The organism is Cyanobium sp. Tous-M-B4, from assembly GCF_024345395.1.
In the GTDB taxonomy this organism is placed as follows: domain Bacteria; phylum Cyanobacteriota; class Cyanobacteriia; order PCC-6307; family Cyanobiaceae; genus Cyanobium_A.
The window spans coordinates 78,999-102,446 of the sequence record NZ_JAGQBA010000003.1; the positions used below are offsets into that span (position 1 = coordinate 78,999).

The 23,448-nt window shown below is 65.7% G+C and carries 21 protein-coding genes; 9 read left to right on the forward strand and 12 right to left on the reverse strand.

Annotation, left to right across the window (positions count from 1 at the left end; genetic code table 11):
* Positions 1–34: 34 nt before the first annotated feature.
* Complete coding sequence (locus KBY73_RS06720; protein WP_254936327.1) at positions 35–1,405, reverse strand: hypothetical protein; 1,371 nt, start codon at positions 1,403–1,405, stop codon at positions 35–37.
* Positions 1,406–1,459: 54 nt separating this feature from the next.
* Positions 1,460–2,350 carry a carbohydrate ABC transporter permease gene (locus tag KBY73_RS06725; protein ID WP_254936328.1) on the reverse strand — a complete coding sequence of 297 codons (891 nt, stop codon included), beginning with the start codon at positions 2,348–2,350 and terminating at the stop codon, positions 1,460–1,462.
* 37 nt (positions 2,351–2,387) lie between these two features.
* Here KBY73_RS06725 and aroB point away from each other — a divergent pair, with 37 nt between their 5' ends.
* A complete protein-coding gene (gene aroB, locus KBY73_RS06730; protein ID WP_254936329.1) occupies positions 2,388–3,491 on the forward strand; it encodes a 3-dehydroquinate synthase in 1,104 nt (367 codons plus the stop codon).
* Here aroB and KBY73_RS06735 read toward each other — a convergent pair.
* From KBY73_RS06735 to KBY73_RS06750, 4 genes are all read right to left on the reverse strand, one after another.
* The gene (locus KBY73_RS06735; RefSeq protein WP_254936330.1) at positions 3,488–4,807 is read right to left on the reverse strand and encodes a Rieske 2Fe-2S domain-containing protein; all 1,320 of its coding nucleotides are present in this window, start codon (positions 4,805–4,807) and stop codon (positions 3,488–3,490) included. The genes aroB and KBY73_RS06735 overlap by 4 nt on opposite strands.
* Positions 4,808–4,871: 64 nt before the next feature.
* Positions 4,872–5,684, reverse strand: a complete 813-nt coding sequence (locus tag KBY73_RS06740) for an ABC transporter permease (protein ID WP_254936644.1) — start codon at positions 5,682–5,684, stop codon at positions 4,872–4,874.
* The gene (locus tag KBY73_RS06745; RefSeq protein WP_254936645.1) at positions 5,681–6,415 is read right to left on the reverse strand and encodes an ABC-2 family transporter protein; all 735 of its coding nucleotides are present in this window, start codon (positions 6,413–6,415) and stop codon (positions 5,681–5,683) included. Before KBY73_RS06745 ends, KBY73_RS06740 begins: the two co-directional genes overlap by 4 nt.
* A gap of 50 nt (positions 6,416–6,465) precedes the next feature.
* Positions 6,466–7,458: an ATP-binding cassette domain-containing protein gene (locus KBY73_RS06750; protein ID WP_254936646.1), complete on the reverse strand. Its 993-nt coding sequence runs from the start codon at positions 7,456–7,458 to the stop codon at positions 6,466–6,468.
* 201 nt (positions 7,459–7,659) lie between these two features.
* Here KBY73_RS06750 and KBY73_RS06755 point away from each other — a divergent pair, with 201 nt between their 5' ends.
* Positions 7,660–8,358 carry an SDR family oxidoreductase gene (locus KBY73_RS06755; RefSeq protein WP_254936331.1) on the forward strand — a complete coding sequence of 233 codons (699 nt, stop codon included), beginning with the start codon at positions 7,660–7,662 and terminating at the stop codon, positions 8,356–8,358.
* On the opposite strand, the gene KBY73_RS06760 is transcribed toward KBY73_RS06755, so the two are convergent.
* Positions 8,318–9,496: an SAM-dependent methyltransferase gene (locus tag KBY73_RS06760; protein ID WP_254936332.1), complete on the reverse strand. Its 1,179-nt coding sequence runs from the start codon at positions 9,494–9,496 to the stop codon at positions 8,318–8,320. The genes KBY73_RS06755 and KBY73_RS06760 overlap by 41 nt on opposite strands.
* A 47-nt stretch (positions 9,497–9,543) precedes the next feature.
* Here KBY73_RS06760 and KBY73_RS06765 point away from each other — a divergent pair, with 47 nt between their 5' ends.
* Positions 9,544–10,365, forward strand: a complete 822-nt coding sequence (locus KBY73_RS06765; protein ID WP_254936333.1) for a TPM domain-containing protein — start codon at positions 9,544–9,546, stop codon at positions 10,363–10,365.
* Positions 10,366–10,370: 5 nt separating this feature from the next.
* On the opposite strand, the gene KBY73_RS06770 is transcribed toward KBY73_RS06765, so the two are convergent.
* The 3 genes from KBY73_RS06770 to KBY73_RS06780 all read right to left on the reverse strand — a co-directional run bounded on the left by KBY73_RS06770 (position 10,371) and on the right by KBY73_RS06780 (position 13,321).
* Positions 10,371–11,150 (reverse strand): glycoside hydrolase family 104 protein, encoded by a 780-nt coding sequence (locus KBY73_RS06770; protein ID WP_254936334.1) that lies wholly within the window; start codon positions 11,148–11,150, stop codon positions 10,371–10,373.
* 201 nt (positions 11,151–11,351) lie between these two features.
* Positions 11,352–12,425, reverse strand: a complete 1,074-nt coding sequence (locus KBY73_RS06775; protein ID WP_254936335.1) for a hypothetical protein — start codon at positions 12,423–12,425, stop codon at positions 11,352–11,354.
* Positions 12,419–13,321 carry a TIGR04168 family protein gene (locus tag KBY73_RS06780; RefSeq protein WP_254936336.1) on the reverse strand — a complete coding sequence of 301 codons (903 nt, stop codon included), beginning with the start codon at positions 13,319–13,321 and terminating at the stop codon, positions 12,419–12,421. The genes KBY73_RS06775 and KBY73_RS06780 overlap by 7 nt, the downstream gene beginning before the upstream one ends.
* A gap of 47 nt (positions 13,322–13,368) precedes the next feature.
* On the opposite strand from KBY73_RS06780, the gene nadA reads away from it, so the two are divergent.
* Together nadA and KBY73_RS06790 are read left to right on the forward strand one after the other, a co-directional pair.
* Complete coding sequence (gene nadA / locus KBY73_RS06785) at positions 13,369–14,322, forward strand: quinolinate synthase NadA (RefSeq protein ID WP_254936337.1); 954 nt, start codon at positions 13,369–13,371, stop codon at positions 14,320–14,322.
* 85 nt (positions 14,323–14,407) lie between these two features.
* On the forward strand, positions 14,408–15,364 hold the full coding sequence (locus tag KBY73_RS06790; RefSeq protein WP_254936338.1) for an aldo/keto reductase: 957 nt from the start codon (positions 14,408–14,410) through the stop codon (positions 15,362–15,364).
* A gap of 17 nt (positions 15,365–15,381) precedes the next feature.
* Here KBY73_RS06790 and KBY73_RS06795 read toward each other — a convergent pair whose 3' ends face one another.
* Together KBY73_RS06795 and KBY73_RS06800 are read right to left on the reverse strand one after the other, a co-directional pair.
* Positions 15,382–15,822 carry a TA system VapC family ribonuclease toxin gene (locus KBY73_RS06795; protein WP_254936339.1) on the reverse strand — a complete coding sequence of 147 codons (441 nt, stop codon included), beginning with the start codon at positions 15,820–15,822 and terminating at the stop codon, positions 15,382–15,384.
* Complete coding sequence (locus KBY73_RS06800) at positions 15,822–16,070, reverse strand: ribbon-helix-helix domain-containing protein (RefSeq protein ID WP_254936340.1); 249 nt, start codon at positions 16,068–16,070, stop codon at positions 15,822–15,824. Before KBY73_RS06800 ends, KBY73_RS06795 begins: the two co-directional genes overlap by 1 nt.
* Positions 16,071–16,177: 107 nt before the next feature.
* Here KBY73_RS06800 and KBY73_RS06805 point away from each other — a divergent pair, with 107 nt between their 5' ends.
* From KBY73_RS06805 to KBY73_RS06820, 4 genes are read left to right on the forward strand one after another with little or no spacing between them, the layout of a single operon-like run.
* Positions 16,178–17,164 carry a ligase-associated DNA damage response exonuclease gene (locus KBY73_RS06805; RefSeq protein ID WP_254936341.1) on the forward strand — a complete coding sequence of 329 codons (987 nt, stop codon included), beginning with the start codon at positions 16,178–16,180 and terminating at the stop codon, positions 17,162–17,164.
* A 6-nt stretch (positions 17,165–17,170) separates the two neighbouring features.
* A complete protein-coding gene (locus KBY73_RS06810; protein WP_254936342.1) occupies positions 17,171–18,814 on the forward strand; it encodes an ATP-dependent DNA ligase in 1,644 nt (547 codons plus the stop codon).
* The gene (locus KBY73_RS06815) at positions 18,811–21,306 is read left to right on the forward strand and encodes a ligase-associated DNA damage response DEXH box helicase (RefSeq protein WP_254936343.1); all 2,496 of its coding nucleotides are present in this window, start codon (positions 18,811–18,813) and stop codon (positions 21,304–21,306) included. The genes KBY73_RS06810 and KBY73_RS06815 overlap by 4 nt, the downstream gene beginning before the upstream one ends.
* A gap of 20 nt (positions 21,307–21,326) precedes the next feature.
* Positions 21,327–23,408 carry a CHASE domain-containing protein gene (locus tag KBY73_RS06820; protein WP_254936344.1) on the forward strand — a complete coding sequence of 694 codons (2,082 nt, stop codon included), beginning with the start codon at positions 21,327–21,329 and terminating at the stop codon, positions 23,406–23,408.
* Positions 23,409–23,448: the final 40 nt, after the last annotated feature.

Consider the following 23,448-nt stretch of genomic DNA (forward strand, 5'->3'; position numbering starts at 1 on the left):
CGGATCTTGGAACTCGCCGCGTGCAGGGTATGAATCAGGACGCCCCGTTGAACTCGTACCAGGCCACAAGCAGCTGATAGGCAGCATTGCGGCGGACCCAAAGCCTGGAGTCACCACCCTGATCTGGATGCCAATCCATCACGTTACGGCGCCAGGTAGCGCGCACGTCCTGCCAGCCGCTTCCGGGTAGTACTCCCAGCTCTTCGCAAGCCTCTCGGTAGCAACTTAGGAAGGCGTCGGAACCGGTAGCTGCTGTTGGGGTGGCTGCCCCAAAGGAGGGGGCGCCATGCTCCAAACGGTCCACCACTTCCTGGGCCTGCTTGCTGGCCTGTACCGCCGCCGCCAGCTGCTGGCGGGCCGTATCCATCTGAGCCGCCAGGGTGCCGGCCAGCTTCTCCACCTGGCGTTGGGCTTGCTGGGCAGTGGCCAGGGCCTCGGCCCGCCCCTGCCCAGTGCTGGCCACAGCAGCATCGAGGCTGGCCGTAGCCCGGCTGCAGCTCTGCTGGGCCTGCTGAATTTGCTGGTCCATCGTTGCCATCTGACTGGACACATCTGCAGCGACAGCCTGGGTATCGGCCTGGGCAGCCTGAGCTGAGCTGATCGCCCGGGATGCTTCGCTGCGCAATCGGGCCAGCTCGGCCTCCTGGTTGCCGCGGAGTCGATCTAGAGCCGCCTGGGCCTGGCTTGCCTCGCTGCGTAACTGGGCCAGCTGCTGCTCCTGACTGGCAATCAACCCATCGAGCTGACGCCGAGCCGCTGCCAGTTGATCATTGAAGCCACCGGCGAAAGCATCCAGCTGGCCCTCCACCAACTGGACGGACGCCAAAGCACCGCCGATGTCGGCTGTTTGGGTAACCAGATCGCGGCGCAGGTTGGCCTCTAATTGAACGCGAGCCTGCTGGGCTGCAGAGAGCTCAGCCTGCAACGCCCTAATTTTTGCGGCCGCCTGGGCTGCGGTTCGGTCCTGTTCGCCGTGGAGCGACTCCAACGCTGCTAGTGCCGCCGCCGCCTCGGCGCGGGCCTGGGCCAGCTGCTGGCTGGCTCCCTCGTCAACACTGGCTAGGGCGGCCTGGGCTGATTGGGTGGTGCGCTGCGACTGCTCTAGCGCCCGGCTCACCTGGGGACGCATCACCACTGGCTGCACGCTCGCCCTGCCCCGGGCGCCGACCCCAGCCTTGGGGGAGCGCAACAACACCACGCCAAAAGCGGAAAACACCAGTGGCGAAACCAGCACCCAGTAGGTGTCGTTGCTGATCTCCTGGTTGCCCTCGCGGGCGGCCTGCTGGCCGCGCATCAGGATCAGCAGAAACAGCACCACGCCCAGCCCAAGGCTGAACAGGCCCACCAACTGGCGTTCGCTGAGGCTGGAGCGGGGTCTGCCACCGGAGGAAGCCATAGCCGTCATTTCAGGCGGCTGAACCCTAGGCAGGCTTCCGGGACTGGTCTAGTAACAGGCTCTTCAAGTGAGGCCGCGATCACCGGCGAAGAGATAGCGCACCAAACTCAGCATCAGGACGATCAAAAACAATGCCAAGCCAATCGTGCAGGCGTAGCTGATCTCCAGCTCGGCAAAAGCCTGGTCGTAGACGTAGTAGACGAGGGTGCGGGTCGAATCGGCAGGGCCACCTTGAGTCATTAAATAGACCTCTTCGAACACCTTGGTAGCTGCAATTGCGGAAATGACCGCCACCAGGGTGATGTAGGGCCGCAGCAGCGGCAGGGTTATATCCAGGTGCTTTCGCAAGCCCTCACTGCCATCGAGGGCCGCTGCCTCGTAGAGATCGGGGGAGATGCCCTGCAGCCCGGCCAGAAAGATCACCATGTAGTAGCCGAGGCCCTTCCAGAGGGTCACGAGCATCACGGAGGGAAGGGCCAGCAGCGGCGATGTGAGGAAAGCGATGGGATCAAAGCTGCTGCCCAACAGGGCGGTGAGCCAGCCGTTAATCAGGCCGTTTTCGGCATAGATCCAGCGAAAGGCAATCGCCGCCACCACGATCGACACCAGCACCGGGGTGTAGAAGGCAGCACGAAACCAATGGATCGCCGGCAGCTGGCGGTTGACCAGCACAGCCAGGGCTAGGGCGCCGACCACGATCGGGGGCACCACTCCCAGCAGATACAAAAAGGTGGTGCCGGTGACCCGGAAAAACATCGGGTCGGCCAGCAGGCGCCGGATATTGGCCAGACCAACGAAGCGCAGCGGCTCGCTGACATCGAGGCCGGCCTGGCTGAAGCTCATAACCAATGCCATCGCTGCCGGAATCAGCACCGACAGCCCGATCAGCACCAGGGCAGGGGTCAAAAAGCCCCAGGCCGTGGCGGTGCGCTTGCGGAGATTTGCCTCGCTCATGCAAGGCAAAGTACCTGGGCTGAAGGATGATCGCCCTATGGATCTGCAAACGATCAGGGTGGAGCTGCAGGCTGCCCCCTACCCGGTGATTATCGGCTCGGCAGCCTTGCTGAGTCTGGGCGACCAGATTCGGGGCCTGGGCTTTAAGGCAGGCACCAAGGTGCTGCTGGTGACCAATGCCGTGGTGGAAGCCCACTACGGCGCCACTGCCCTGCAAAGCCTCAGCGCGGCTGGGCTTGACGCCAGCACCCTGGTGATCGAGGCGGGAGAAGATCAGAAAACCCCAGCCACCGTGGGCCTGATCCATGACGCAGCCTTTGCCCGCCGGCTGGAGCGGGGCTCGCTGATCGTTGCCCTTGGCGGTGGCGTGGTGGGCGACATGGCTGGATTTGCTGCCGCCACCTGGCTGCGGGGCATTGCCGTGGTGCAGGTGCCCACCACCCTGCTGGCCATGGTGGATGCGGCGATCGGCGGCAAGACCGGCGTCAATCACCCCGGCGGCAAAAACCTGATCGGCGCATTTCACCAGCCGCGCCTGGTGCTGATCGACCCCAGCAGCCTTGCCACCCTGCCGGAGCGGGAATTTCGCGCTGGCATGGCCGAGGTGATCAAATACGGCGTGATTGGCGACCCCGAGCTGCTGGCCGACCTAGAGGCATGCGGCGCCCAGCTGGCCAGCTTGACCACATTGCCAGCCGAGCTGCTGCAGCGAATCCTGGTGCGCTCCGCCGCCGCCAAGGCGAAAGTGGTGGCCGCCGACGAAAACGAAGGGGGCCTGCGGGCGATCCTCAACTACGGCCACACCCTGGGCCACGTGGTGGAGACCCTCTGCGGCTATGGCACCTACCTCCATGGCGAAGCCGTTGGTTTGGGCATGCTGGCGGCCGGCGAAATCTCCCTGGCCATGGGCCTGTGGAGCGCTAGCGACCAGGAGCGCCAGCGGGCCGTAATCACCGCCGCAGGTCTGCCGCTGGCCTGGCCAGCCCTCGATCCCGACGCCGTGCTGGCCTGCCTGCAGGGCGACAAGAAGGTGAGGGAGGGTCAGGTGCGCTTCGTGCTGCCCACCGGCATCGGCAGGGTTGAGATCCGCAGCGACGTCAGCGAGGCAACGATCCGCAGCGCGCTCGCCAGCTGCGCCTAGAGAGCGTTGCGGGGTGGGTGGCCGTCGCCGCGCAATAGCTGGCGCTCCCAGCGGTTTAGCTGCCGCAGCAGCAGGGCGCTGCCGCCAAGCAGCACCAGCAGGGTCAACCGCGCCGTCAGCCCGGGCAGCCAGGCCGCCAGCAGCAGCTCCACCCCCAGGGCCACCAGCACTAGCGGCCGCCAGCGGCGTATCTGCCGCAGGGCACCGGAGCAGGCACGGCAGTGGCGGGTGTGGCTGTCGTAGCGATCCAGCAGGGCTGAGCGACTCAGCCGGGGCGGCAGGGCGGAGCCTGGGCATGGCTGGCCGGCAAAATCTTTGACCCATTTATTCAACGCCCGCACGTAGATGTCGGCGCCGGTGGGCAGGAAGCTCGCCTGGCTTTGAACCCGTTCCTGCCAGTGCAGAAACACCTGGTCGTCTTCGAGCACGGTGTGGTTACCGATGTGCTGCAACCAGACCGGCCGAGCCCGCAGCAGCAGCCGGGGCAACACAGAGCGGAACTGAAACGGGAAACGGGCAAACAAGCGGCATTCCCCAGCCCGGATCGGCGTTGCGTACACAACCGTGAGGAAGCGGGCAAATCCCTTCGCCGTGAGGTCGTGCCACATCAGGCCCGGCGCCTGAAAGGTGGAGAACTGGCTGCCCAGGCTCCCTCGGCGCGGTCCCTCGGGCCAAGTGGCGGTGAACCCCTCCGGCCCGAAACTGGTCAGCTCGGCCAGCACCGGAGCGGCGTTCTGGCGCTTACCCACCGTGCGGTGGTGGGTGAAGGGCACATGGCTCACATCGAGCACGTTCTCCAGGAGGGTGAGGGCATCCATCGGCAGGTCGCGGAAGGTGTCCTGCACCAGCCAGCCGGGTTCCTCGAGCACGGGCACCAGCGGCAGGGGCACCGCCGCAGCCGCGGCCGGGTCGCCGGCAAACACAAACAGCAGCCCCTGGCCGCTGGCTGTGGCGTAGCGGCGGCAGGAGCTGCGGGGGTTGGCGCCGATTGCGGCTTCGGCCTGGGGGATCGCGGTGCAGCTGCCCTGGGCGTTGAAACTCCAACCGTGATACGGGCACTCCAGCTCACCCCTTTCGTTGAGGCGGCCTTCGCTCAAGGGCACGAGCCGGTGGGGGCAGACGTCGGCAAAGGCGCACCACTGCTGGCCTGCAGCGTCCCACCACAGCACCAGATCCATCTCCAGCAGGGTGAAGGCCGTGGGGCGGCGAGGGTCGAGATCCTGCAGATAGGCCACCGGATACCAGCGCTGCAACCAGTGCTCCTGCCTGATGCTGGTACCGCTGGCGGAATCAATATCAGGAGCGGGGATCACCATGGGCGGCGGCAGCAACTGGGAATAGCCGATGGCTCGATGATGGCGCGCTGACGCGCGGCTCCGCTCAACTAGAAGCAGAGGTGTAGAAGCGCTGGGCGTAGCGCCACAACAGGCGACTGGCCACCAGGCACAGCCCGGCAGCCAGCAGCGAACCCAAAGCCCAGATGGCTGAACCCCGCCCCAGCAGCGCCTCGGCGGGCACGGTGGTGAGAAAGGCCACCGGCAGCACAAAGGTGAACAGCAACCGCAGCGCCGGCGGATAGGCACTCACCGGGTATCGGCCCGCCACCAGGGTGTAGCGCAACACCTCGGTGGCATTCCACACCTTCACAAACCAGATGCTGAGGGCCGCCAACACAAACCAGAGGCTGTAGAGAATCACCAGGGCTGCAAACAGCAGCGCCAGCGAGAGCAGCACGGGCCCAGCCGCCGGCAGGCCGGATGGAGCCCCAGGACCCCTGTTCAGCAGGGCCCAAGCGATCAGGCCAAAGCCAGCCAATATTCCTGGCAGCCCCCAGGGCGACACGGTGCGGGCCGACAGCCAGAACTGGCTATCAATTGGCTTGAGCAGCACGTAGTCGAGGGTGCCGGTCTGCACGTGGTTAACGATGCGGCTGAGGTTGGGCTGCAGCACGCAGGTGGTGAACCCATCCAGCAGCGTGTAGAGGCCCAGCACCACCAAAGCGCCACTCCAGCTCCAGCCCCCCAGCTGGGGCCCACCACCAAACAGCAGCTGCAGCACAAAGACGCTGCCGGCCAGGTTGCCCAGCACCGACAGCAGCTCGATCCAGGCATTGAGCGGGTACTCGAGTTCGGCCGCCAGGGAGGTGCCCCAGAAGCAGCGCAGGCTGCGCCAGTAGCGCGCAAACTCCCTCACGCGCCCATCGCCGAGTAGCGGCGCAGGCCGGCCCTCCACAGCCAGTGGCCGATCGGCAGCAGCAGCAGGCACCAGGCGGCGATCGCCCCAAAACCCAACGCCACATTCACCGGTTCGCCGGCCAGCAGCCGGGCGGGGAAGTCGACCATCCAGGGGAAGGGCGTGGCCAGGGCCAGCCGCCGCACCGCTGGAGGGAAGGTATCTAGGGGTGCCACCAGGCCCGATAAAAACAGATAGGGGATCATCAACAGCCGATCGAGAGCCGCCGCCCGCTCACTCCAAAAACAGAGGGTGGTAACAAGCACCTGCAGCAAAAAGCGCAGCAGAAAGGCCGCCACAATCGCCAGAATTCCCAGCAGCAAATTGCCCGCAGACGGCAGCCACAGCAAGCCGGGCGCCGCCAGCCCCACCACCAGCAGCATCACGGCCACAAAGGGAATTCGCGACGCCTGTTCACTGAAATGGGCCGCCAGGTATCGCCAGAGTGGCGAAAGCGGCTGTAGCAGGAAGGGCGATAGGCGGCCCTGCAGGGCGTCGTCTTCGAACACCTGAATCAGCCAAACCACCGTGAACTGCCGCACCACAAAGGCCGCCAGGAAGTAGTGGCTGAGCTGCTGGGGGGAGAGGCCAGCCGCCGCCGCCGCGCCCGAGCCGCTCCAGACGCCGAGCATGATCAAAGGCAACACCCCTGAAAGCGCCCAGAGGGCAATCTCAGCCCGGTATTCGAGCATCAGCGCGTACTGACTACCCAGCAGCGCCCGCGCCACCCGCCACGCCCAGCTCACTGGGAGGCCTCGGAGTTTGAATCGCGCTGGCGGAACAAGCCGCCGATCAGCTCCTCCACCGGCGGATCACTCACCTCCAGATCCACCACCGCAAAGCGCTCCAGCAGCGCCGCCACCCGCTCAGCGAGCTGGGCCCGCGGCACCAGCAGCCGCACCAGATGGCCCTGATGGGCTTCGAGCTGGCCAAAACCGGCAAAGGCCTCCGGTGGATGGAGGTCGGCAAGCTCCAGCCGCACCTGGCGGCAGGGGGCCAACCGCTGGGTGAGATCGGCGAGGGAGCCATCGTGGAAGAGCTGGCCCTTGTGGATCAGCAGCACCCGCGGGCAGAGGGCCGTGATGTCGCCCATGTAGTGGCTGGTGAGCAGCACGGTGGCGCCGGTCCGACGGTTGTAGTCGGCGAGGAAATCCCGCACCCGCGCCTGGGCATTCACATCCAGACCCAGGGTGGGCTCATCGAGAAACAACACCGCCGGCTCGTGCAGCAGAGCCGCCAGCAGCTCGGCCTTCATCCGCTGACCCAGGGAAAGCTTGCGCATCGGTCGCCGCAGCTCCTGGCCCAGCTCCAGCATCTCGGCGAGTTGGCCTATGCGCCGCTGTGCCTCCGCCTCCGCAATGCCGTAGACCGCGGCATTGACCCGCAGCGAATCGAGGGCGGGCAGGTCCCAGATCAGCTGCTGGCGGTTGCCCATCACAAGGGTGATCTGGCGCAAGAAGCGGGCCTGACGCCGATAGGGCTGGTGGCCTGCCACCTCCAGCTCGCCGCCGCTGGGATGGATCAGGCCGGTGAGCATCTTCAAGGTGGTGGTCTTACCGGCGCCGTTAGGGCCCAGGAAGCCAACGATCTCCCCCGGCTCGATCGTGAAGCTGATGCCATCCACCGCCAGCACATCGCGATGGCGCCGCCGCAGCAGATGCTGGATTGTGCCGGCCAGGCCAGGCTGCTTCTCGCTGATTCGGTAGGTCTTGCTCAACCCACTAGCGCGAATGATTGGCCCTGCCACAACGTTTTGCCATCCAGCTCACCGTAGGCAGCCAGCTGGGCTGATTAGGGATTAGGCACCGCACACCCGCAGCCTCCAAGACGATGACCAGCGCTGACTATCAGTGTGCTGGCCCTGGCTGAAGCGCAGCCTGCTGCCAGCTAATCCGCCAAACGAGCAACATGGAGCTGTGGTGGTGGAGATGCAGCGATGAGCCTGGTGGCAGTGACGGGAGCATCCGGAAAAACCGGTTGGCGGGTGGTGGATGAAGCCTTGAAGCGGGGCCTGGCGGTGCGGGCGATCGTGCGGCCCGGCTCCGTGCTGCCAGCGGCCCTGGCCGAAGCAGAGCAGCAAGGGCGGCTCGATGTGCGGCGACTGGATCTCAGTGCCACCGAGGCCTTGCATGCCGCCCTGAGCGGCTGTGACTCCCTGGTGATCGCCACTGGCGCCAGGCCATCAGTGGATCTGGCCGGCCCCCTCAAGGTGGATGCCTTCGGAGTGCGCGACCAGATCCGCGCCTGCCAGGCGGTGGGCCTGAAGCGGGTGGTGCTGGTGAGTTCGCTCTGCGCCGGTCGCTGGCAGCACCCCCTCAACCTGTTTGGCTTGATCCTGGTGTGGAAACGCCTGGGCGAGCGCTGGCTTGAAGAAAGCGGACTCGACTGGACCGTGGTGCGCCCTGGCGGCCTCAGCGAGGACGACAGCCGCAGCGAAAGGGAGGGGGTGGTTTACTCCGGCCCCAACCAGCAGGAGAGCAGCAGCCTGCCCCGCCGCCTGGTGGCCCGGGTGTGCCTAGAGGCCCTGGAAACCCCCGCCGCCAGCGGTCGGATCATCGAAATCACCAGCAGTCCCACCCAGCAGCCCCAAGCCCTCAACCAGTGGCTGGAGTCAGCGATCCCGGCTCCCGGCTGAAGCTGGGCAGCTCCGGGGTCCCACCCCGGCCGTAGGCCAGCCAGCGGAAATCCCCCAGGGCCACGGGATCCACCAGCCGCAGCAGGACCTCGCGTCGGGCCAACACGGTGGCCAGGGCAGCCGGGGCTTCCTGCTGCAGGCCGTGCAGGCGCTCCGCTAGGCCGAGGGCCAACAGGGCCTGACCCTGGCGGCACTGGCCTAGGGGCTGCCAGCCACTGGCGGCGGCTGCGGCATCGACGCTCTCGATACATAGGTGGGCGGTGAGATCCCAGGCGCCTGGCTCCAGCAGCGGATCGCCGCTGGCCTGCTGGCCCCGGTAGGCCATCAAGGTGCCGCCAGAGCGCTGGGGGGCGTAGTAGCGCCAGGCCTCTAAGGCGTAGTCGATCACCAGCAGCTGGCCCTCGGCCACGGCTGCAGCGCACTCGCCAAGCCAGGGGGCCAGGCCAGGGTGCAGCTCGCTGCACCAGCCGGGCGGGCGCTGGGGCGAGGGGGGCAGGAGTCCGAGGGGCTCGAGTTGGGCGGCCGCTGCCGGCTCCAAGGGCGCGCCGGGCTCCAGCCGCAGCGAGGGCTCCGCCTCAGGGCCCTCGTGCAGCGCCACCATTTGCTGGCGCCAGAGCGCCCCGTCCCACTCGATCCGCTCCACCGCCAGGGCATCGAGCACCTCATGGGCGAGCACCACACCGCGCAGCGGTGAGGCCGCCAGGTCCGCGAAGCTGGCCCAGCGACAGGGCAAGGGGCAGTCCTGCAGCAGGGCTCGCTGACGGGCCGCCATGCCCTCGTTGGGCTCCACCAATACAAGCCCCAGGCGCTGGGCCAGCTGGGGCCAACCCACCACCAGTTCCTCGGCCAGCTGCAGGGCCAAGCTGCCCTCGCCTGGCCCGGCCTCAACCAGGGCCAGGGGGCCGGGAGCGGCCGCCAGGGCAATGAGCCACTCGGCCAGCTGGGGTGCCAGCAGGGCGGCGAAATCTGGCCCCAGGGAGGGGGCGGTGGCGAAATCCCCCGCCGGGCCGATGCGCAGCCGGCCAGCCCCATAGGCGCCGTGCAACGGATCGTGCAACACCCATTCCACGTAGGTGCGGAAGGGCACCGCCCCGCCGGCGGCCTCGAAGCGCTGCAGCAGCCAGGGGGGCAAGCTCACGTTCAGACGCCTGCTCAGGGAGAATGCATCTTCGCTGAGGCTGGTGAATGGGTCGCGCTTGGAACGCCGTGCTGCCTGCGCTGGTGTCGCTGTTGCTGGTGTTGGCCTGCTGGCTGGGTGTGGGCATCGCTCCGGCCCAGGCCTACGACAACCCCGACCTCCTACCCGACCACCCCACCCCGGTGATCGACCTGGCCAAGGCCCTAACCGATGGTCAGCGCATCAGCCTGGAAGAAAATCTCACCCGCTTCGAGGCCGATACCGGCTGGAAACTGCGGGTGCTCACCCAGTACGACCGCACCCCAGGCCAGGCGGTGAAGGACTTCTGGAACCTGGACGAACGCAGCCTGCTGCTGGTGGCCGATGAGCGCGGCGGCAACCTGCTCAACTTCAACGTGGGCGATGCCCTGTTTGCCTTGATGCCCCGCACCTACTGGGTGGAGCTACAGACCCGCTTCGGCAACCAGTACTACGTGCGCGACAACGGCCAGGACGCCGCCATTGTCGATGCCCTTGCAGCGGTGGAAATTTGTTTGGAGCGGGGTGGTTGCCAGGTGGTGCCGGGCCTGCCGCGCGAGCAGTGGCTGCTCACCCTCTCAACTTCCGTGCTCGGCGGCCTGGTGGCGGGCTTCGCTTCCTATCCGCGCAAAGAGGGTCGCAAGGTGGAGTGGGCCTGGGTGCTGCTGCTCTCACCTTTGTGGCTGATCCTATTTGGCGCCCTAGGGCTGGGCCCAATCCTGACCCGCACCAACGACCTGCTGCCGGTTGCCCGCAACACCCTGGCCTTCCTCGGCGCAGCTCTCGGCGCTTACCTAGTCGCCGGAGCCACCGTGGGTAAGGCCAGGCTCAAAGATGCCGACCAAGGGTAAGAAATTCAGCCGGGATTTTGGCTGCGGCTGCGCGGTCCCAGCTTTTCAAGCGCCTCGAGCTGACAGCGCAGGGAGCCAGCCGGCGCACAGGCGGGCTTGGTTTCAATTTTGGCTGTGACCAGGGACTGCTGATCGCGCAGACGGCTGAGGTTGTCGTCGTAAAAGCGCTTGAGGTCGTGGAAGCGCTTCACCGGCTGGCCGTAGAAGCTGCGGCCGGCGAGGGTGGGGAAGCTGGCCCACTCGGGGGCCAATTTGGCCGCCAGCAGCGGCGAGAACACGCCTTGATCAGCCAGGGCTAGGGCACCACGACGCTGGATTAGGTAGATGGCGCCCTGGTCTTGGACCTGGGGGCCAAAGGCCGCGATTCCCAAGGAGCGCGAAACCATGTTCCAGGTGAAGGGCATGAACTGGTAAGCACCCGCCGCGGCACTGGCATAGCGGGCAGTGCGAACCACCCGGTCGGGATGGCGCTCCAGGGAGGGCATCAGGCCGCCACCAAACATGATCCGGTAGCCGATGTCGTCGCCATCGGCCCAGGTGCCTTCGGCGTAGCGAATGGTGTTGAGCAGGGCGCGGCGCTCAGCCGTGATCGCAAAGATCCGTACCGGCGGTGGGGGCAGGGCCATAGCCGTGGGGAAGCTGGGCTGAGAGGCCCCAGAAGCTTGGAGCAACTCGGATGATTGGAGCAACTCAGAGGCCTGGGCTACCGGAGCAGCCAGGGAGAGGGTGCCGAGGCCTACGGCCAAGGCCAGGGCGGATCGAAAACAGATGCTGGGCAAGGTCATACCGGAGCGGATCAAACGGCAGACCGCCTGCAGGCGGCCAAATCTGAAATGCGAAGAAAAGATTTGTTCGTGCCAATTTGCCTATCAATCCACCCAGACACGATGGAGTTAGTGCCAATCACACAAGTGTCTACCGGTGTCAACAACTACAGCAAACAGTTCAGATCACTGTGACCCAGGTAATTTGCGCCTGATTTTTGACTAAAACGAACGGCCCGCTACAAAAGCTGCCAGCGCCTCGGCCGCCTGGGCCGCGCCATCGCTAGCCAATGGCTCACTAGTGGGGGGCTGCAAGGGCTGGTCGAGCTGCCAAGCCCCCTGGCAGGCCTGCTCCTGGCTGAGCAGCCGATGCCAGCCGTGGCGCACCAAAGCCGCCTCAAGCACGGGCGCTTCGGCAAAACCTTCGCGATGCACCAAATGCACCCCCACTCCGGCGCTCAAGGCCTCGCAAAAGGAGCTGTATCCGGGCTTGGTGATCAGGCGGGCGCAGTGCCCCAAAACCTCCAGCGGCCGCACCCCGGCAGGCAGCAGGCGGCAGTTGGCTGCTGTAGCCAAACGGGGATCGGGACTAACAAACACGTGATCGGGCCAGAGCTGCAGCAACTGCGGATCCAAGTCGTAGCCCAGCCCCCCAAAACTCACCAGCACACAGCGTTCACGCTCGTCCGGCAACTGCAGCTGCCTGGCCAGGCTGCCCGGCTCAAGCCGGGGGCTGCCGGCGGTGAGCCCAATCGCCAGCTCGGGAATTCCCCAGTCGATCGGCATCGCCAGGGGGCAGCGCAGCAGCAGGTCGCCCTGGCGGTAGGCCGCCAGGCAGCGAGCGGCCCAGGGGCTGAAAGCGCCACCCATCGCCCCGTAGATGGCCTCCCAGCCAAAGCTGGCCAGCCAGATCAGAGGCGCCCCCAGGCCTCGAGCCAAGGCCGCCGCCGCTGGAGGCACGTCTGCAAGCACAAGCAGCGGCATCGCTTGGGCGGCCAGCCAGGCCTGCTCAGCCGCCAGCTGGGCGGGCAGCTCAGCTTCCAAGGCCGATAAGGCAGCCAGGGTTGCCCCAGCGTCGGCCCCTAGGGCATCGGCCTGCACCACGCCTACATCCCAACGACAGGGTCGGTGTTCAAAGGGCACGGGCCCCAGGGCGGAGCGCAGAAAGGCCTCAGGTAGGGCCGTGGATAACACCAAACGCCAGTGGGGCCGCAGCCCGTGCAGGGCGGTTAAAACTGAGGCGGTGCGGGAGCCATGGCCAAAACCATGGGCACTGACGCAGGCATAAATCAGCACGGCGTCAGTTCGGGAGCTGGGTTGGCTGCCGGGTTGGGGGCCGTCCAGAGACGCTCTTCGTACAGCAGCTCACCACCCAGGCCAAACCAGCGGTGGCTGGCGCTCACAACCTCCTGGCCCACCAGCTCCACCCAGCTGAAATGGCGCAGGGCCTGGCCGGCGCCATCGGTGCCGTGGCGGGGAACGCAGGCGGTGTTGAGGTAAGAGGTGCCGGCCCGGTCGCGGCAGAAGCTTTGGCGATCCCCCTGGCCGCGCCTAAGGGCGTGGTGCATGTGCCCAAACACCACCAAGGGCACCGGGCGGTTGAGGCGGATCTGGCGGATGGCCAGGGCTAGGTCGAGATCACCCCAGTCGCAGGCGGGTGGCTTCCAGTCGCGGCCGCAGGGAGAGGCGGCATCGCTGCCGAGTCCGGAGGGGCCGCTATGGCTCAACAACACCAGGGGCCAGTCGGGGGGTGCGGTGGCGGCGGCGGCCGTGATCCGATCAGCCGACTCCTGCAAGCTCACCGGGCCGAAGGCAGCCTGCACCGCCCGAGAAAGCTTGAAACCGCCGCCAGCGGTAGCCGGCCGCCCCCCAACCACCGCCAGATCCGGCGGGCTCAGGGCTCGCATTTTCCAGCCGCAGTGAACCTCCCCCAGCAGATCGATCTGGTGCTGCAGCGTGCGCCCAGAGGCGTCCTTGCCGGTGTCGTGGTTGCCAAGGATGCAGGCCACCGGCATGGGCAGTTGGCGCAGCAGGGCCGGAATCCGCTGCTGACCATCGCTGAGGTCGCCCACCACGAGCAGCGCATCGGGGGCCAGGCAGTCAAGCAGCGCATGGTCGCTGTGGTCCCATTCACCGTGCAGGTCTCCGGCGATGGCAATGCGGAGCGTTTTCCCCCCGCCGGATACCGCCATCACTGCTGCCTAGGCTCATGCCATCCTGCATCAGCTGAGGCCCCCGGTTGGTTTTCACCGCCACCCAGAACTACGCACCGCACGATCTGCCCGCCGCGATCAGCGCCCTGAAGCAGGAGCGCAAGGCCGTGATCCTGGCGCACTACTACCAAGACGAAGCCGTTCAGGACATCGCCGACTTCATCGGCGACTCGCTGGAGCTCTCTCGCAAGGCCGCCGCCACCGACGCCGAGGTGATCGTTTTTTGTGGCGTCCACTTCATGGCGGAGACCGCCAAGATCCTCAGCCCGGACAAAACCGTGCTGCTGCCAGATCTGGAGGCCGGCTGCTCGTTGGCGGATGCCTGCCCGGCCGAGGAGTTTGCCGCCTTCCGCGCCGAGCACCCCGACCACATCGCCGTGAGCTACATCAACTGCTCAGCGGCGGTGAAAGCCCTCAGCGACCTGATCTGCACCAGCAGTAACGCGGTGGATCTGGTGAAGCAGCTGCCAGCCGACCGGCCGATCCTGTTTGCCCCCGACCAAAACCTGGGCCGCTGGGTGCAGCGCCAAAGCGGCCGCGAGCTCACCCTCTGGCCAGGCAGCTGCATCGTGCATGAAACCTTCAGCGAGCAAGCCCTGCTGCAGTTGAAACTCGAGCACCCGGAGGCTGAGGTACTGGCCCATCCCGAGTGCCAGCAACACCTGCTGGACTTGGCCGACTTCATCGGCTCCACCAGCGCCCTGCTGCGCCGCGCCGAGGCCAGCCCGGCCACCAGCTTCATCGTGCTCACCGAGCCGGGGATCCTGCACCAGATGCTGCTGAAGCTGCCCCATAAGACATTTTTCGAGGTGCCCGGCGCCGACGGCTGCAGCTGCAACGCCTGCCCTTACATGCGTCTCAACACCCTGGAAAAAGTGTGGCAGAGCCTCGATCGAATGGAGCCTGAAATCGTGATGGATGAGGCGCTGCGGCTAAGGGCCCTGGCTCCGATCGAAAAGATGCTGGCCATGAGCCGCTGAGCCCGCCGCCAGGGCAGACATCTAAACAGAGAAGTCGCCTTAGGGAAGGCTCCCTAAGGTGCCCGGACCGGGCTATTGGCCACCCATGCGCAGCGCCACCTTCGTCAATGGCGACTCCATGCCCCTGCTAGGGCTTGGCACCTGGAAATCGGCTCCGGGTGAAGTGGGGGCCGCGGTGCGGGAGGCCATCCGGCTGGGCTACCGCCACATCGACTGCGCCAGCGTTTACGGCAACGAGCCAGAGGTGGGCGAGGCGCTCCGCGGCGCCATCGAAGCCGGCGAGGTGAAGCGGGAGGAGCTGTGGATCACCTCCAAGCTCTGGTGCAAAGACCATGGACGCGACAACGTCGCAGCGGCGCTGCGCCGCAGCCTCACCGATCTCGGCCTGGCGTGGCTGGATCTTTACCTGATCCACTGGCCGGTGCCGATCAAGCCGGGCGTGGCCTTTCCCGGCAGCGGCGATGATCTGCTGCCACCGGCGCAGGTGCCGCTCGAATCCACCTGGGAGGGAATGGAAGGGGCCCTGGAGGAGGGCCTCACGCACCATATCGGCGTCAGCAATTTCTCCAGCCGCAAGCTGCACGATCTACTGGCCCACTGCCGGATCCGGCCGGAGGTGAATCAGGTGGAACGGCACCCCCTGCTGCAACAGCCGGCCCTGGTGGCCGACTGCACGGCCGCGGGCGTTCACATCACCGCCTACTCGCCGCTCGGCTCCCAGGACCGGCCCGCCGCCCTCAAGAACGCCGATGAACCGGTGCTACTGGAGAACCCGGTGATCGGCGCGATCGCAGCGGAGCATGGCTGCAGCCCCGCCCAGGTGCTGATCGCTTGGCAGCTGCAGAGCGGCATCTCCACCATTCCCAAGTCGGTGACTCCAGCGCGGCTGCTGGAAAACCTGGCGGCAGCGGAGATCACCCTCACGCCGGCCGATCTCGAGCGGATCGCCCAGCTGGATCAGCACCTCCGCTTGGTGGATGGATCGTTCTGGCTGCTGGAGGGCAGCCCGTGGTCGCTGCAAACCCTCTGGGACGAAGGCTGATCAGTGCTCCCCAGGAGCTATTCGCAATCGATGATGCAGAGATGGCCGGCACCGGCTCCTGGCACCGCATCGAGATTGATGCGTTGATCGAAGCTCACAAAACGGCCGCCATGGTGCACGGCCAGGGCCAGGAGATAGGCATCGGTGATCTGGCGTGGCCCCAGCAGGCGCTCCCAGCGGATCAGTCCTGCCTCCAGCAGGCTGATCGGCTCTGGCCAGAACCGGTGACTGGGATCGCGGCAGGCGTGTGCCAAGCGCTCAGCTACCTGGGCGGTGGGCTGAGCGTTGGGATAGGCCGGCTGGGCCATGATCCGCACCACTCCGTTCTCCGTGATCGGACAGGTGGCCCAGCCGTGGTGAAACTCGCGCTCGAGCCAGCGCGTGGCCGCACGATGCAGCAAATGGCCCTGATCCAGCAAGGCGATCACCACGTTGATGTCGAGCAGGGCGGGAGCCATCAGAGGCCCGCCTCATCCCGCAGGCGATCGATCGTGTCGTTGGTGACCACCTGACCGCGGGCAGGGAACGGCCGGAAACCCGCAATTCCAAGTGCTTCAGCCGCTGGGGGCTGGGCTGAATCCCCGGTGCCAGTGAGGGCGGCACGCAGCAGCAGCGACACCATCTGACCGGCCGAGGTGCCTTGACGGCGAGCGAGCTCCTTGGCTGCCGCCAGCACGTCGTCTTCGATATCCAACGTGGTGCGCATCAGACCACAACGGACCAGAGTTCAATCTTACATCAAAGAATCAGCGCATCACAGCATCAGCGGCAATGGGCCTGCTGAGGTGCCGTGATCAGGTGCAGGATGGGCCGATGCCCCTCCCCACCGGCAGCCTGCTGGAGCACACCCCCCAGGGGCTCTACTGCCGGGCGGCGGCGGCCTGGATCGATCCCGTGGGGCCGGTGCCTCGGGCCCTGATCACCCACGCCCACGCCGACCACGCCCGGCCCGGCTGCGGCGAATATTGGGCAGTGGGTGCTAGCGAAGCAATCCTGCGGCAGCGCCTGGGGGCCACGATCAACCTGATCCCGGTCGACTACGGCGCCCCCCATCGCATTGGTGAGGCGCGGGTGTCGTTTCACAGTGCCGGGCATGTGCTGGGCAGCGCCCAGATCCGGCTGGAGGCGGGCGGTGAGAGCTGGCTGATGAGCGGCGACTACAAACGCTGCGCCGACCCCAGCTGCGCCCCGTTCGAGCCGGTGCAGGCAGACGTATTTATTACTGAGGCCACCTTCGGCCTGCCGATCTATCGCTGGCAGAGCGGCGCCGAGGTGGCCGGCGAGATCCTGAGCTGGTGGCAGGCGGCGCCGGAGCGGACCTCGATCCTGTTTGCCTATGCCTTCGGTAAGGCCCAGCGGCTGCTGGCGGAGCTAGCCGCCATCGGTGTCAAAGACGAGATCCTGTTGCACGGCGCCGTGGAAGCGCTGATGCCGGCCTACCGGGAGGCGGGGGTGCGGCTGCCGCCCACCCTGCCGGTGAGCGCAATTGCCAAGGGGGAATCGCTGGCGGGCCGCCTCGTGATCGCGCCGCCCTCAGCCCACCGCTCGCTGTGGATGAAGCGCTTCAAGCTGCCGCAAACGGCCTTTGTGAGCGGCTGGATGGCCGTGCGCGGCGCTCGTCGCCGCCGCGGTTATGAGCGCGGCTTCGTGCTCTCAGACCACGCCGACTGGCCCGGCCTGATCCAGAGCGTCAAGCAGAGCGGCGCCCGGCAGGTGTACGTGACCCACGGCAACAGCGACGGCCTGGCCCGCTATCTGAGCGAGGTGGAAGGGATCAGCGCCGAACCGCTAGGGGCCTGAGCGGGCATGCGTCGCTTCGCCGATCTCTACAGCGCCCTTGATGCCAGCAGCGGCACCCAGGCCCGGGTGGATGCCCTCGTCGCCTACTTCAGTGGTGTTGATGCAGCCGATGGCGCCTGGGCCCTGCACGTGCTGCTGGGCAAGCAGGGCAAGCGCCTAATCACCGGACGGCGGCTGCGCCAGATCTGCCTGGAGGAATCCCCCCTGCCGGAGTGGTTATTCGACGACTGCTACGCCCATGTGGGCGATTCGGCCGAAACCATCACCCTGCTCTGGGCCCAGATGGAGGCTGGGGCGAGCGAACCCCTGCACCACTCCCTGCACCATTGGATGGAGCAGCTACTGCCGGCCGCCGCCGCCCTGGAGGGCAGCGAGCAGGCAGAAGCGGTGCGGCAGCTTTGGCGGGGCCTCTGCAGATCCGAACTGCTGGTAGCCAACAAATTGCTCACCGGTGGCCTGCGGGTGGGCGTGGCCCAGGGGCTGGTGGTGCGCGCCCTGGCACGCCTCAGCGGGCTGGAGGAAGCGCAGCTGCAGCACCGGCTGATGGGCGGCTTCAAGCCCAGTGCTGCCGCCCTCACCGCCCTGCTGGCCCCAGCCGAAGTAGCCGAAGCGGTGCCAAGCCGCCCCTACCCCTTTTACCTGGCATCACCCTTAGAGCAGCAGCCAGCCGGACTCGCCAGCGACTGGCAAGCGGAGTGGAAGTTCGACGGCATCCGCGGCCAGCTGATCCGCCGCGCCAACGAGGTTTTTTTATGGAGCCGCGGCGAAGAATTAATAAGTGCCGCCTTCCCCGAATTGCTCGCAGCGGCAGGCTGCCTGGCCAACGGCACCGTGCTCGATGGCGAGATCCTGGTTTGGCCAGCCGGCTCCGACCAGCCTGCCCCCTTCGCCCAGCTGCAGCGCCGCCTGGGCCGCAAGGCGCCAGGCCGCAAGCTGCTGGCCGAGTGTCCGGCAGCCTTCGTGGCCTACGACCTGCTGGAACTGGGGGGCGACGACCTGCGCCAGCGACCCCTGAGCCAGCGCCGCTCAGCCCTGGAGGACCTTCTCCAAGAGCTGCCTGAAACGACACCCACCCCCACAGCCAGGCTCCTGCGCCTATCGCCCCGCCTACCCCTAACGGCCTGGGAGCAGCTGGAGCCGCTGCGCCAGCAGGCCGCCAGCGCCGCCGCCGAAGGGCTAATGCTCAAGGGCCTCGCTTCGCCCTACCTGGCCGGCCGCAAGCGGGGCCACTGGTGGAAACACAAGCGCGACCCCTACACCCTCGATGCGGTGCTGCTCTACGCCCAGGCCGGCAGTGGCCGCCGCGCCAACCTGCTCACCGATTACACCTTTGGGCTCTGGGATCGCCAACCCGGGCCCGAGGGCGAGTTGGTGAGCTTCGCCAAGGCCTACTCCGGCCTCAACGATGGCGAGATCACGGAGCTGGATCGCTGGATCCGCAGCCACACCACTGAACGATTCGGGCCGGTGCGGGCCGTGCAGCCGCTGCAGGTTTTTGAGCTGGCCTTTGAGGGGCTGCAGCGCTCCAGCCGCCACAAAAGCGGCATCGCCGTGCGCTTCCCCCGCATCGCCCGCTGGCGCCAAGACAAGCCCGCCGCCGAGGCGGACACCTTGGCCACGGCTCTAGCCCTGCTGGCAGCCCAGCCATGAGCCGGAAGCCGCAGAGCCAAACAAAATCCTGCGATCTCCTGGCCCCGATCGAAGCCTGGTTTGAGCTTCAGGGCTGGACGCCCCTGCCCTTTCAGCGCCAGTGCTGGCAGGCCTATCTGGCCGGCGAGAGCGGCCTGATCCAGGTGCCCACCGGCTCGGGCAAAACCTATGCCGCCGTGATGGGTCCGATCGCCGAGCTGCTGGCCGAGCCCAGCCCCGGACTGCGCCTTCTCTATCTCACCCCCCTGCGGGCCCTGAGCCGCGATCTGGCCCTGGCAATCCAGCAGCCGATCGAAGCGATGGGCTGGCCGCTGCGGGTGGGTATTCGCAATGGCGACACCTCCGGCTACGAGCGCGGCAAGCAACTGCGCAGCCCGCCCGAGATCCTGATCACCACCCCAGAGTCGCTCAGCCTGCTGCTGGCCAACCCCAAGGCCCCTGCCCTATTTGCCGGCCTGCGGGCGGTGGTGCTGGATGAGTGGCACGAGTTGATGGGCAGCAAGCGGGGCAGCCAAACCGAGCTGTGTCTGAGCTGGCTGCGCAGCCAGCAACCGAGCCTGCGCACCTGGGCGATCAGCGCCACGATCGGCAATCTCGAGGAGGCGGCCCGCAGCGCCCTTGGCGCCGCCAGCGAACCCCGCCTGATCACCGCACCGATTGCCCGGGCCACGGAGATCCGCAGCCTGCTGCCCGAGTCGATCGACGGCTTTCCCTGGGCCGGCCACCTCGGTCTGCGCCGCTACGAGGATCTGGTGGCAGCCCTTGAGCCGGGCGTCTCCACCCTGCTGTTCACCAACACCCGCAACCAGGCTGAACGCTGGCACCAGTGTCTCCGCTACGCCTGCCCTGAGATGGAACACGCGTTAGCGCTCCACCACAGCGCCATCGACCGGGCCGAGCGCGAAGCGATCGAAGCCGGGGTGAAAGCAGGCGCCCTGCGCTGGGTGGTGTGCACCAGCTCCCTCGATCTGGGCGTGGATTTCCAGCCGGTGGAGCGCGTGGTGCAGATCGGCTCTGCCAAAAATGTGGCCCGGCTGCTGCAGCGGGCTGGCCGCAGCGCCCACCTCCCCGGCGGCACCTCCCAGGTGCTGTTCATGCCCACCCATGCCTTGGAGTTGCTGGAGCTAAGCGCCCTGCGGCGGGGCCTGGCGGCTGGCCTGGTGGAGGAAAGGCGCCAGCCAAACGCGCCAATCGACGTGCTGCTCCAGCACCTCACCAGCCTGGCCTGCGGCCCCGGCTTCCAAGCCGAAAGCGAGCTGGCGGTTGTTCGCAGCGCCTGGAGCTACCGCCAGCTCAACGACAGCGACTGGCAGTGGTGCCTGCGCTTCCTTGAGCACGGTGGCGACTGCCTTGGTGCCTATCCGCGCTACCGCAAGCTCGAGCGCGAAGGCGATCTCTATCTGGTGAAAGAAAAGGCGATCGCCCGGATGCACCGCCTGCACATCGGCACCATCACCGCCGACCGGGCAGTGACCGTGCGCTTTGTGCGCGGTGCCGTGCTCGGCCATGTGGAAGAGGCCTTCATCGGCCGGCTCAAAGCAGGCGATGTGTTTTTCTTCGCGGGCCGGCAGCTGGAGTTTGTGCGACTGCGGGAGATGACGGCCCAGGTGAAGGCCAGCTCCAAAAAAAGCAGCACCGTGCCCGCCTGGTCTGGCGGCCAGATGGCCCTCTCCGACCTGCTCAGCCAGCACCTGCGAGCCGAGGTGGATCGCTGCGCCCGCGCCCTAGCCGGGGAAGCCAAGCTCGACAGCCCCGAACTTGTGGCCCTCGAGCCCCTGCTGCAGCGCCAGGTGCAGCTCTCCCGGCTACCAAGGCAACACGAATTACTGGTGGAGGTGTGCAACAGCCGCGAAGGCAGCCACCTCTATGCCTATCCATTTGAAGGGCGCTTTGTGCATGAGGGCCTGGGTTTTCTCTGGGCCTGGCGCCTGGCCCGCCACCGAGCCAGCACAATTACGGTGTCGGTAAACGACTACGGCTTTGAACTGCTGGCGCCAAAAAACTATCCATTTGAAGAGTTGTTTGAACTGCACGCCGAAGAACTGCTCGATGACAACGATCTCAAGGTCGATCTAGAGCAGGCAATCAACCTCTCAGAGCTATGCCGGAGGCGCTTCCGCGCCATTGCCCAAATCAGCGGCTTGGTGCTGAACGGTTACCCTGGCCAGTCCAAATCCGGCGGTCAACTGCAGATCAGTGCAGCCCTGCTCTACGACGTATTCAGCCGCCACGAACCTGCCAACCGCCTATTGACCCAGGCCAGATCGGAAGTGCTCACCGAACAGCTGGACCTGCCCAGAATCACCCTGGCCTTGCAGCGGCTGCAGCGATGCAGTTTGCAGCTGGAGCGCACCGCCCGGCCCGGACCGCTGGCCTTCCCCTTACTGGCAGAGCGCCTAAACAACCGCATGAGTAATGAGTCGCTGCTGCAGCGTTTGGAACGCTTGCGTCAGGAAGCTGAGAGCGCTGAAGAAGGTGGGCTTAACTTATGAAAACCCACAAGGTGGCAGCCATGCGGGTAGGGCTACTGAACCTGATACAGCGGCTCAGCAGGCGTCTGGGCACCCTGGAGGGGTATGTCCTCATGCCCTGGCTGGTGCTGGGGATTGGTCTGCTGACCACCGCCATAATCTGCGAGCAGACCCGTCGTTTCGGCGAAGAGGAACATCTGCGGATTGAGTCCACCCTGCTGGACAACGTGGTAGATGGCCTGGAAAGCAAGTTGCAGACCAACATCGCCATGCTCGCCGCGGTGGCGGGGCTGTTCTATGCCAGCACCAGGGTCGATCGCCAAGAGTTCAATACCTTTTACGAAACCGTTGCCCTCAACACCAGCCATCTAAATGGGGTTCAGGGTGTGGGATTCAGCCGCTGGATTCCAGCTGCCCAGCTGCCGGCCTTCGAGCAACGCATAAGGCAGGAGGGATTTCCCAACTTCATGGTGCACCCTCCCGGCCCGCGAACCAGTTACAGCGCCATCGAATTCCTTGAGCCTTTCAGTTGGCGCAATCAGCGAGCCTTTGGCTTCGACATGTATGCCGAGCCTGTGCGCCGCCAGGCAATGCAACGGGCTGCCCAAACCGGCAATGCCACCTTGAGCGGCAAGGTGCGCCTCGTGCAGGAAACAAACGAAGATCTGCAGCGGGGGGTTCTTATTTATCTGCCAATTTACACTGATCAAGATCAGCAACCCGGCGCCAGAAAAAGCACTCTGAGGGGTTGGGCCTATTCACCTCTACGCCTGAACGATGTAGTGAACAGCACCATCGATATCATCGACAATATCGATCTGGCGGGTACTGGGGTGCTCGTATTCGATGGTGATAAACCAAACGCCAAAGATCTCCTTTTTGACAACCTCAAACTGCTGAACAGAAATGAGCTGCGTCATCCCTCCTACGAAAAGCTCAATATTGGCGGCCGCACCTTGCTTGTTGGGGTGCAGCTGGCCCCCAGACTGGTTGGCCCCAACGGGATCACTAGCGCTTACTGGATCAATTTGCTGCTGGGGATAAGCGCCAGCACGGTGTCGGCAGTGATCACCCGCTCGCTGGTGGCAAATCACCTTGCAACCAAGCAAGCCCTTTTGATCAGCGAAGCAGCAGCCCAGGAACGGGCCCTAGCCAGCACAGTGTTCGACGAGAGCGGACAGGGGATCATCGTCAGCAACCCGCAAGGCCAGATCTTGATGGCCAACAACGCCTTCACCCAACTCACAGGCTACCGCATCTCAGAAATCAAAGGGCAACGCACCAGCCTGCTCAAATCCGGGCGTCACGACAATGCCTACTACGCGCAAATGTGGAATGAACTAACCAACAAGGGCTTCTGGGAAGGCGACATCTGGAATCGGGTGCGTAGCGGCGAGATCCGCTGTCACCACCTCAACATTTCAACCGTGCGGGATGACGAACTCCAGCCCCGCTACTACGTGGGCATGCTCCAGGACGTAACCAAACGCCGTCAATCGGAAGAGGCAGTGCGTTACGCAGCAAACCACGACATCCTTACAGGCCTGGCCAATCGTTCCATGCTGATGGAGCAGCTGGAGTCCCATCTATCCCTGGCAAAACGGCACGGCCATGCCGTCGCCTTGCTTTACCTCGACCTCGACGGCTTCAAACCTGTTAATGATCGCTTTGGTCACAACATGGGCGATCAGGTGCTGCAGCTGGTTGCTGATCGATTCCGCAATGTGATCCGCCAAGGGGACCTGCTCTGCCGCCAAGGGGGTGATGAATTCGTGGTGTTGGTACCTGAAGCAGGTAGCACCGAGGAACTTGAGGGCATGGCCTGGAAACTGGTGGAGGCCAGCCGGGCTCCCTTCCTCGAGCTCGACAGGAGCATTGAGATTTCTGCCAGCGTCGGTATCGCCCGCTTTCCTGAGCACGGCAACACAAGCGAACAACTGCTGGCAGCGGCCGATAACGCCATGTACGCCGCCAAGCGAGCCAAGACCAATCCTGTGCAGGTGAGCCGTGGCTCCCAACCTCAGACAACCGTTAGCTCAGGCCTGCTCGAGGCGCTTGACGATGACGGCCATCAGGGCCAAAGAACCAGCCAGAGCAATCAACAAGGCGATGGTCATGGTTGAAGCGGCTACTACAAATGTAATTATGGCCGCTGAGGTGTCT

Excerpts from the sequence above, each read along its gene's own strand:
- KBY73_RS06720 (WP_254936327.1), bottom strand. The coding sequence starts at position 1,405 with ATGACGGCTATGGCTTCCTCCGGTGGCAGACCCCGCTCCAGCCTCAGC.
- KBY73_RS06725 (WP_254936328.1), bottom strand. The coding sequence starts at position 2,350 with ATGAGCGAGGCAAATCTCCGCAAGCGCACCGCCACGGCCTGGGGCTTT.
- aroB (WP_254936329.1), top strand. The coding sequence starts at position 2,388 with ATGGATCTGCAAACGATCAGGGTGGAGCTGCAGGCTGCCCCCTACCCG.
- KBY73_RS06735 (WP_254936330.1), bottom strand. The coding sequence starts at position 4,807 with ATGGTGATCCCCGCTCCTGATATTGATTCCGCCAGCGGTACCAGCATC.
- KBY73_RS06745 (WP_254936645.1), bottom strand. The coding sequence starts at position 6,415 with ATGCTCGAATACCGGGCTGAGATTGCCCTCTGGGCGCTTTCAGGGGTG.
- KBY73_RS06755 (WP_254936331.1), top strand. The coding sequence starts at position 7,660 with ATGAGCCTGGTGGCAGTGACGGGAGCATCCGGAAAAACCGGTTGGCGG.
- KBY73_RS06765 (WP_254936333.1), top strand. The coding sequence starts at position 9,544 with ATGGGTCGCGCTTGGAACGCCGTGCTGCCTGCGCTGGTGTCGCTGTTG.
- KBY73_RS06770 (WP_254936334.1), bottom strand. The coding sequence starts at position 11,150 with ATGACCTTGCCCAGCATCTGTTTTCGATCCGCCCTGGCCTTGGCCGTA.
- KBY73_RS06780 (WP_254936336.1), bottom strand. The coding sequence starts at position 13,321 with ATGGCGGTATCCGGCGGGGGGAAAACGCTCCGCATTGCCATCGCCGGA.
- KBY73_RS06790 (WP_254936338.1), top strand. The coding sequence starts at position 14,408 with ATGCGCAGCGCCACCTTCGTCAATGGCGACTCCATGCCCCTGCTAGGG.
- KBY73_RS06795 (WP_254936339.1), bottom strand. The coding sequence starts at position 15,822 with ATGGCTCCCGCCCTGCTCGACATCAACGTGGTGATCGCCTTGCTGGAT.
- KBY73_RS06800 (WP_254936340.1), bottom strand. The coding sequence starts at position 16,070 with ATGCGCACCACGTTGGATATCGAAGACGACGTGCTGGCGGCAGCCAAG.
- KBY73_RS06805 (WP_254936341.1), top strand. The coding sequence starts at position 16,178 with ATGCCCCTCCCCACCGGCAGCCTGCTGGAGCACACCCCCCAGGGGCTC.
- KBY73_RS06810 (WP_254936342.1), top strand. The coding sequence starts at position 17,171 with ATGCGTCGCTTCGCCGATCTCTACAGCGCCCTTGATGCCAGCAGCGGC.
- KBY73_RS06815 (WP_254936343.1), top strand. The coding sequence starts at position 18,811 with ATGAGCCGGAAGCCGCAGAGCCAAACAAAATCCTGCGATCTCCTGGCC.
- KBY73_RS06820 (WP_254936344.1), top strand. The coding sequence starts at position 21,327 with ATGCGGGTAGGGCTACTGAACCTGATACAGCGGCTCAGCAGGCGTCTG.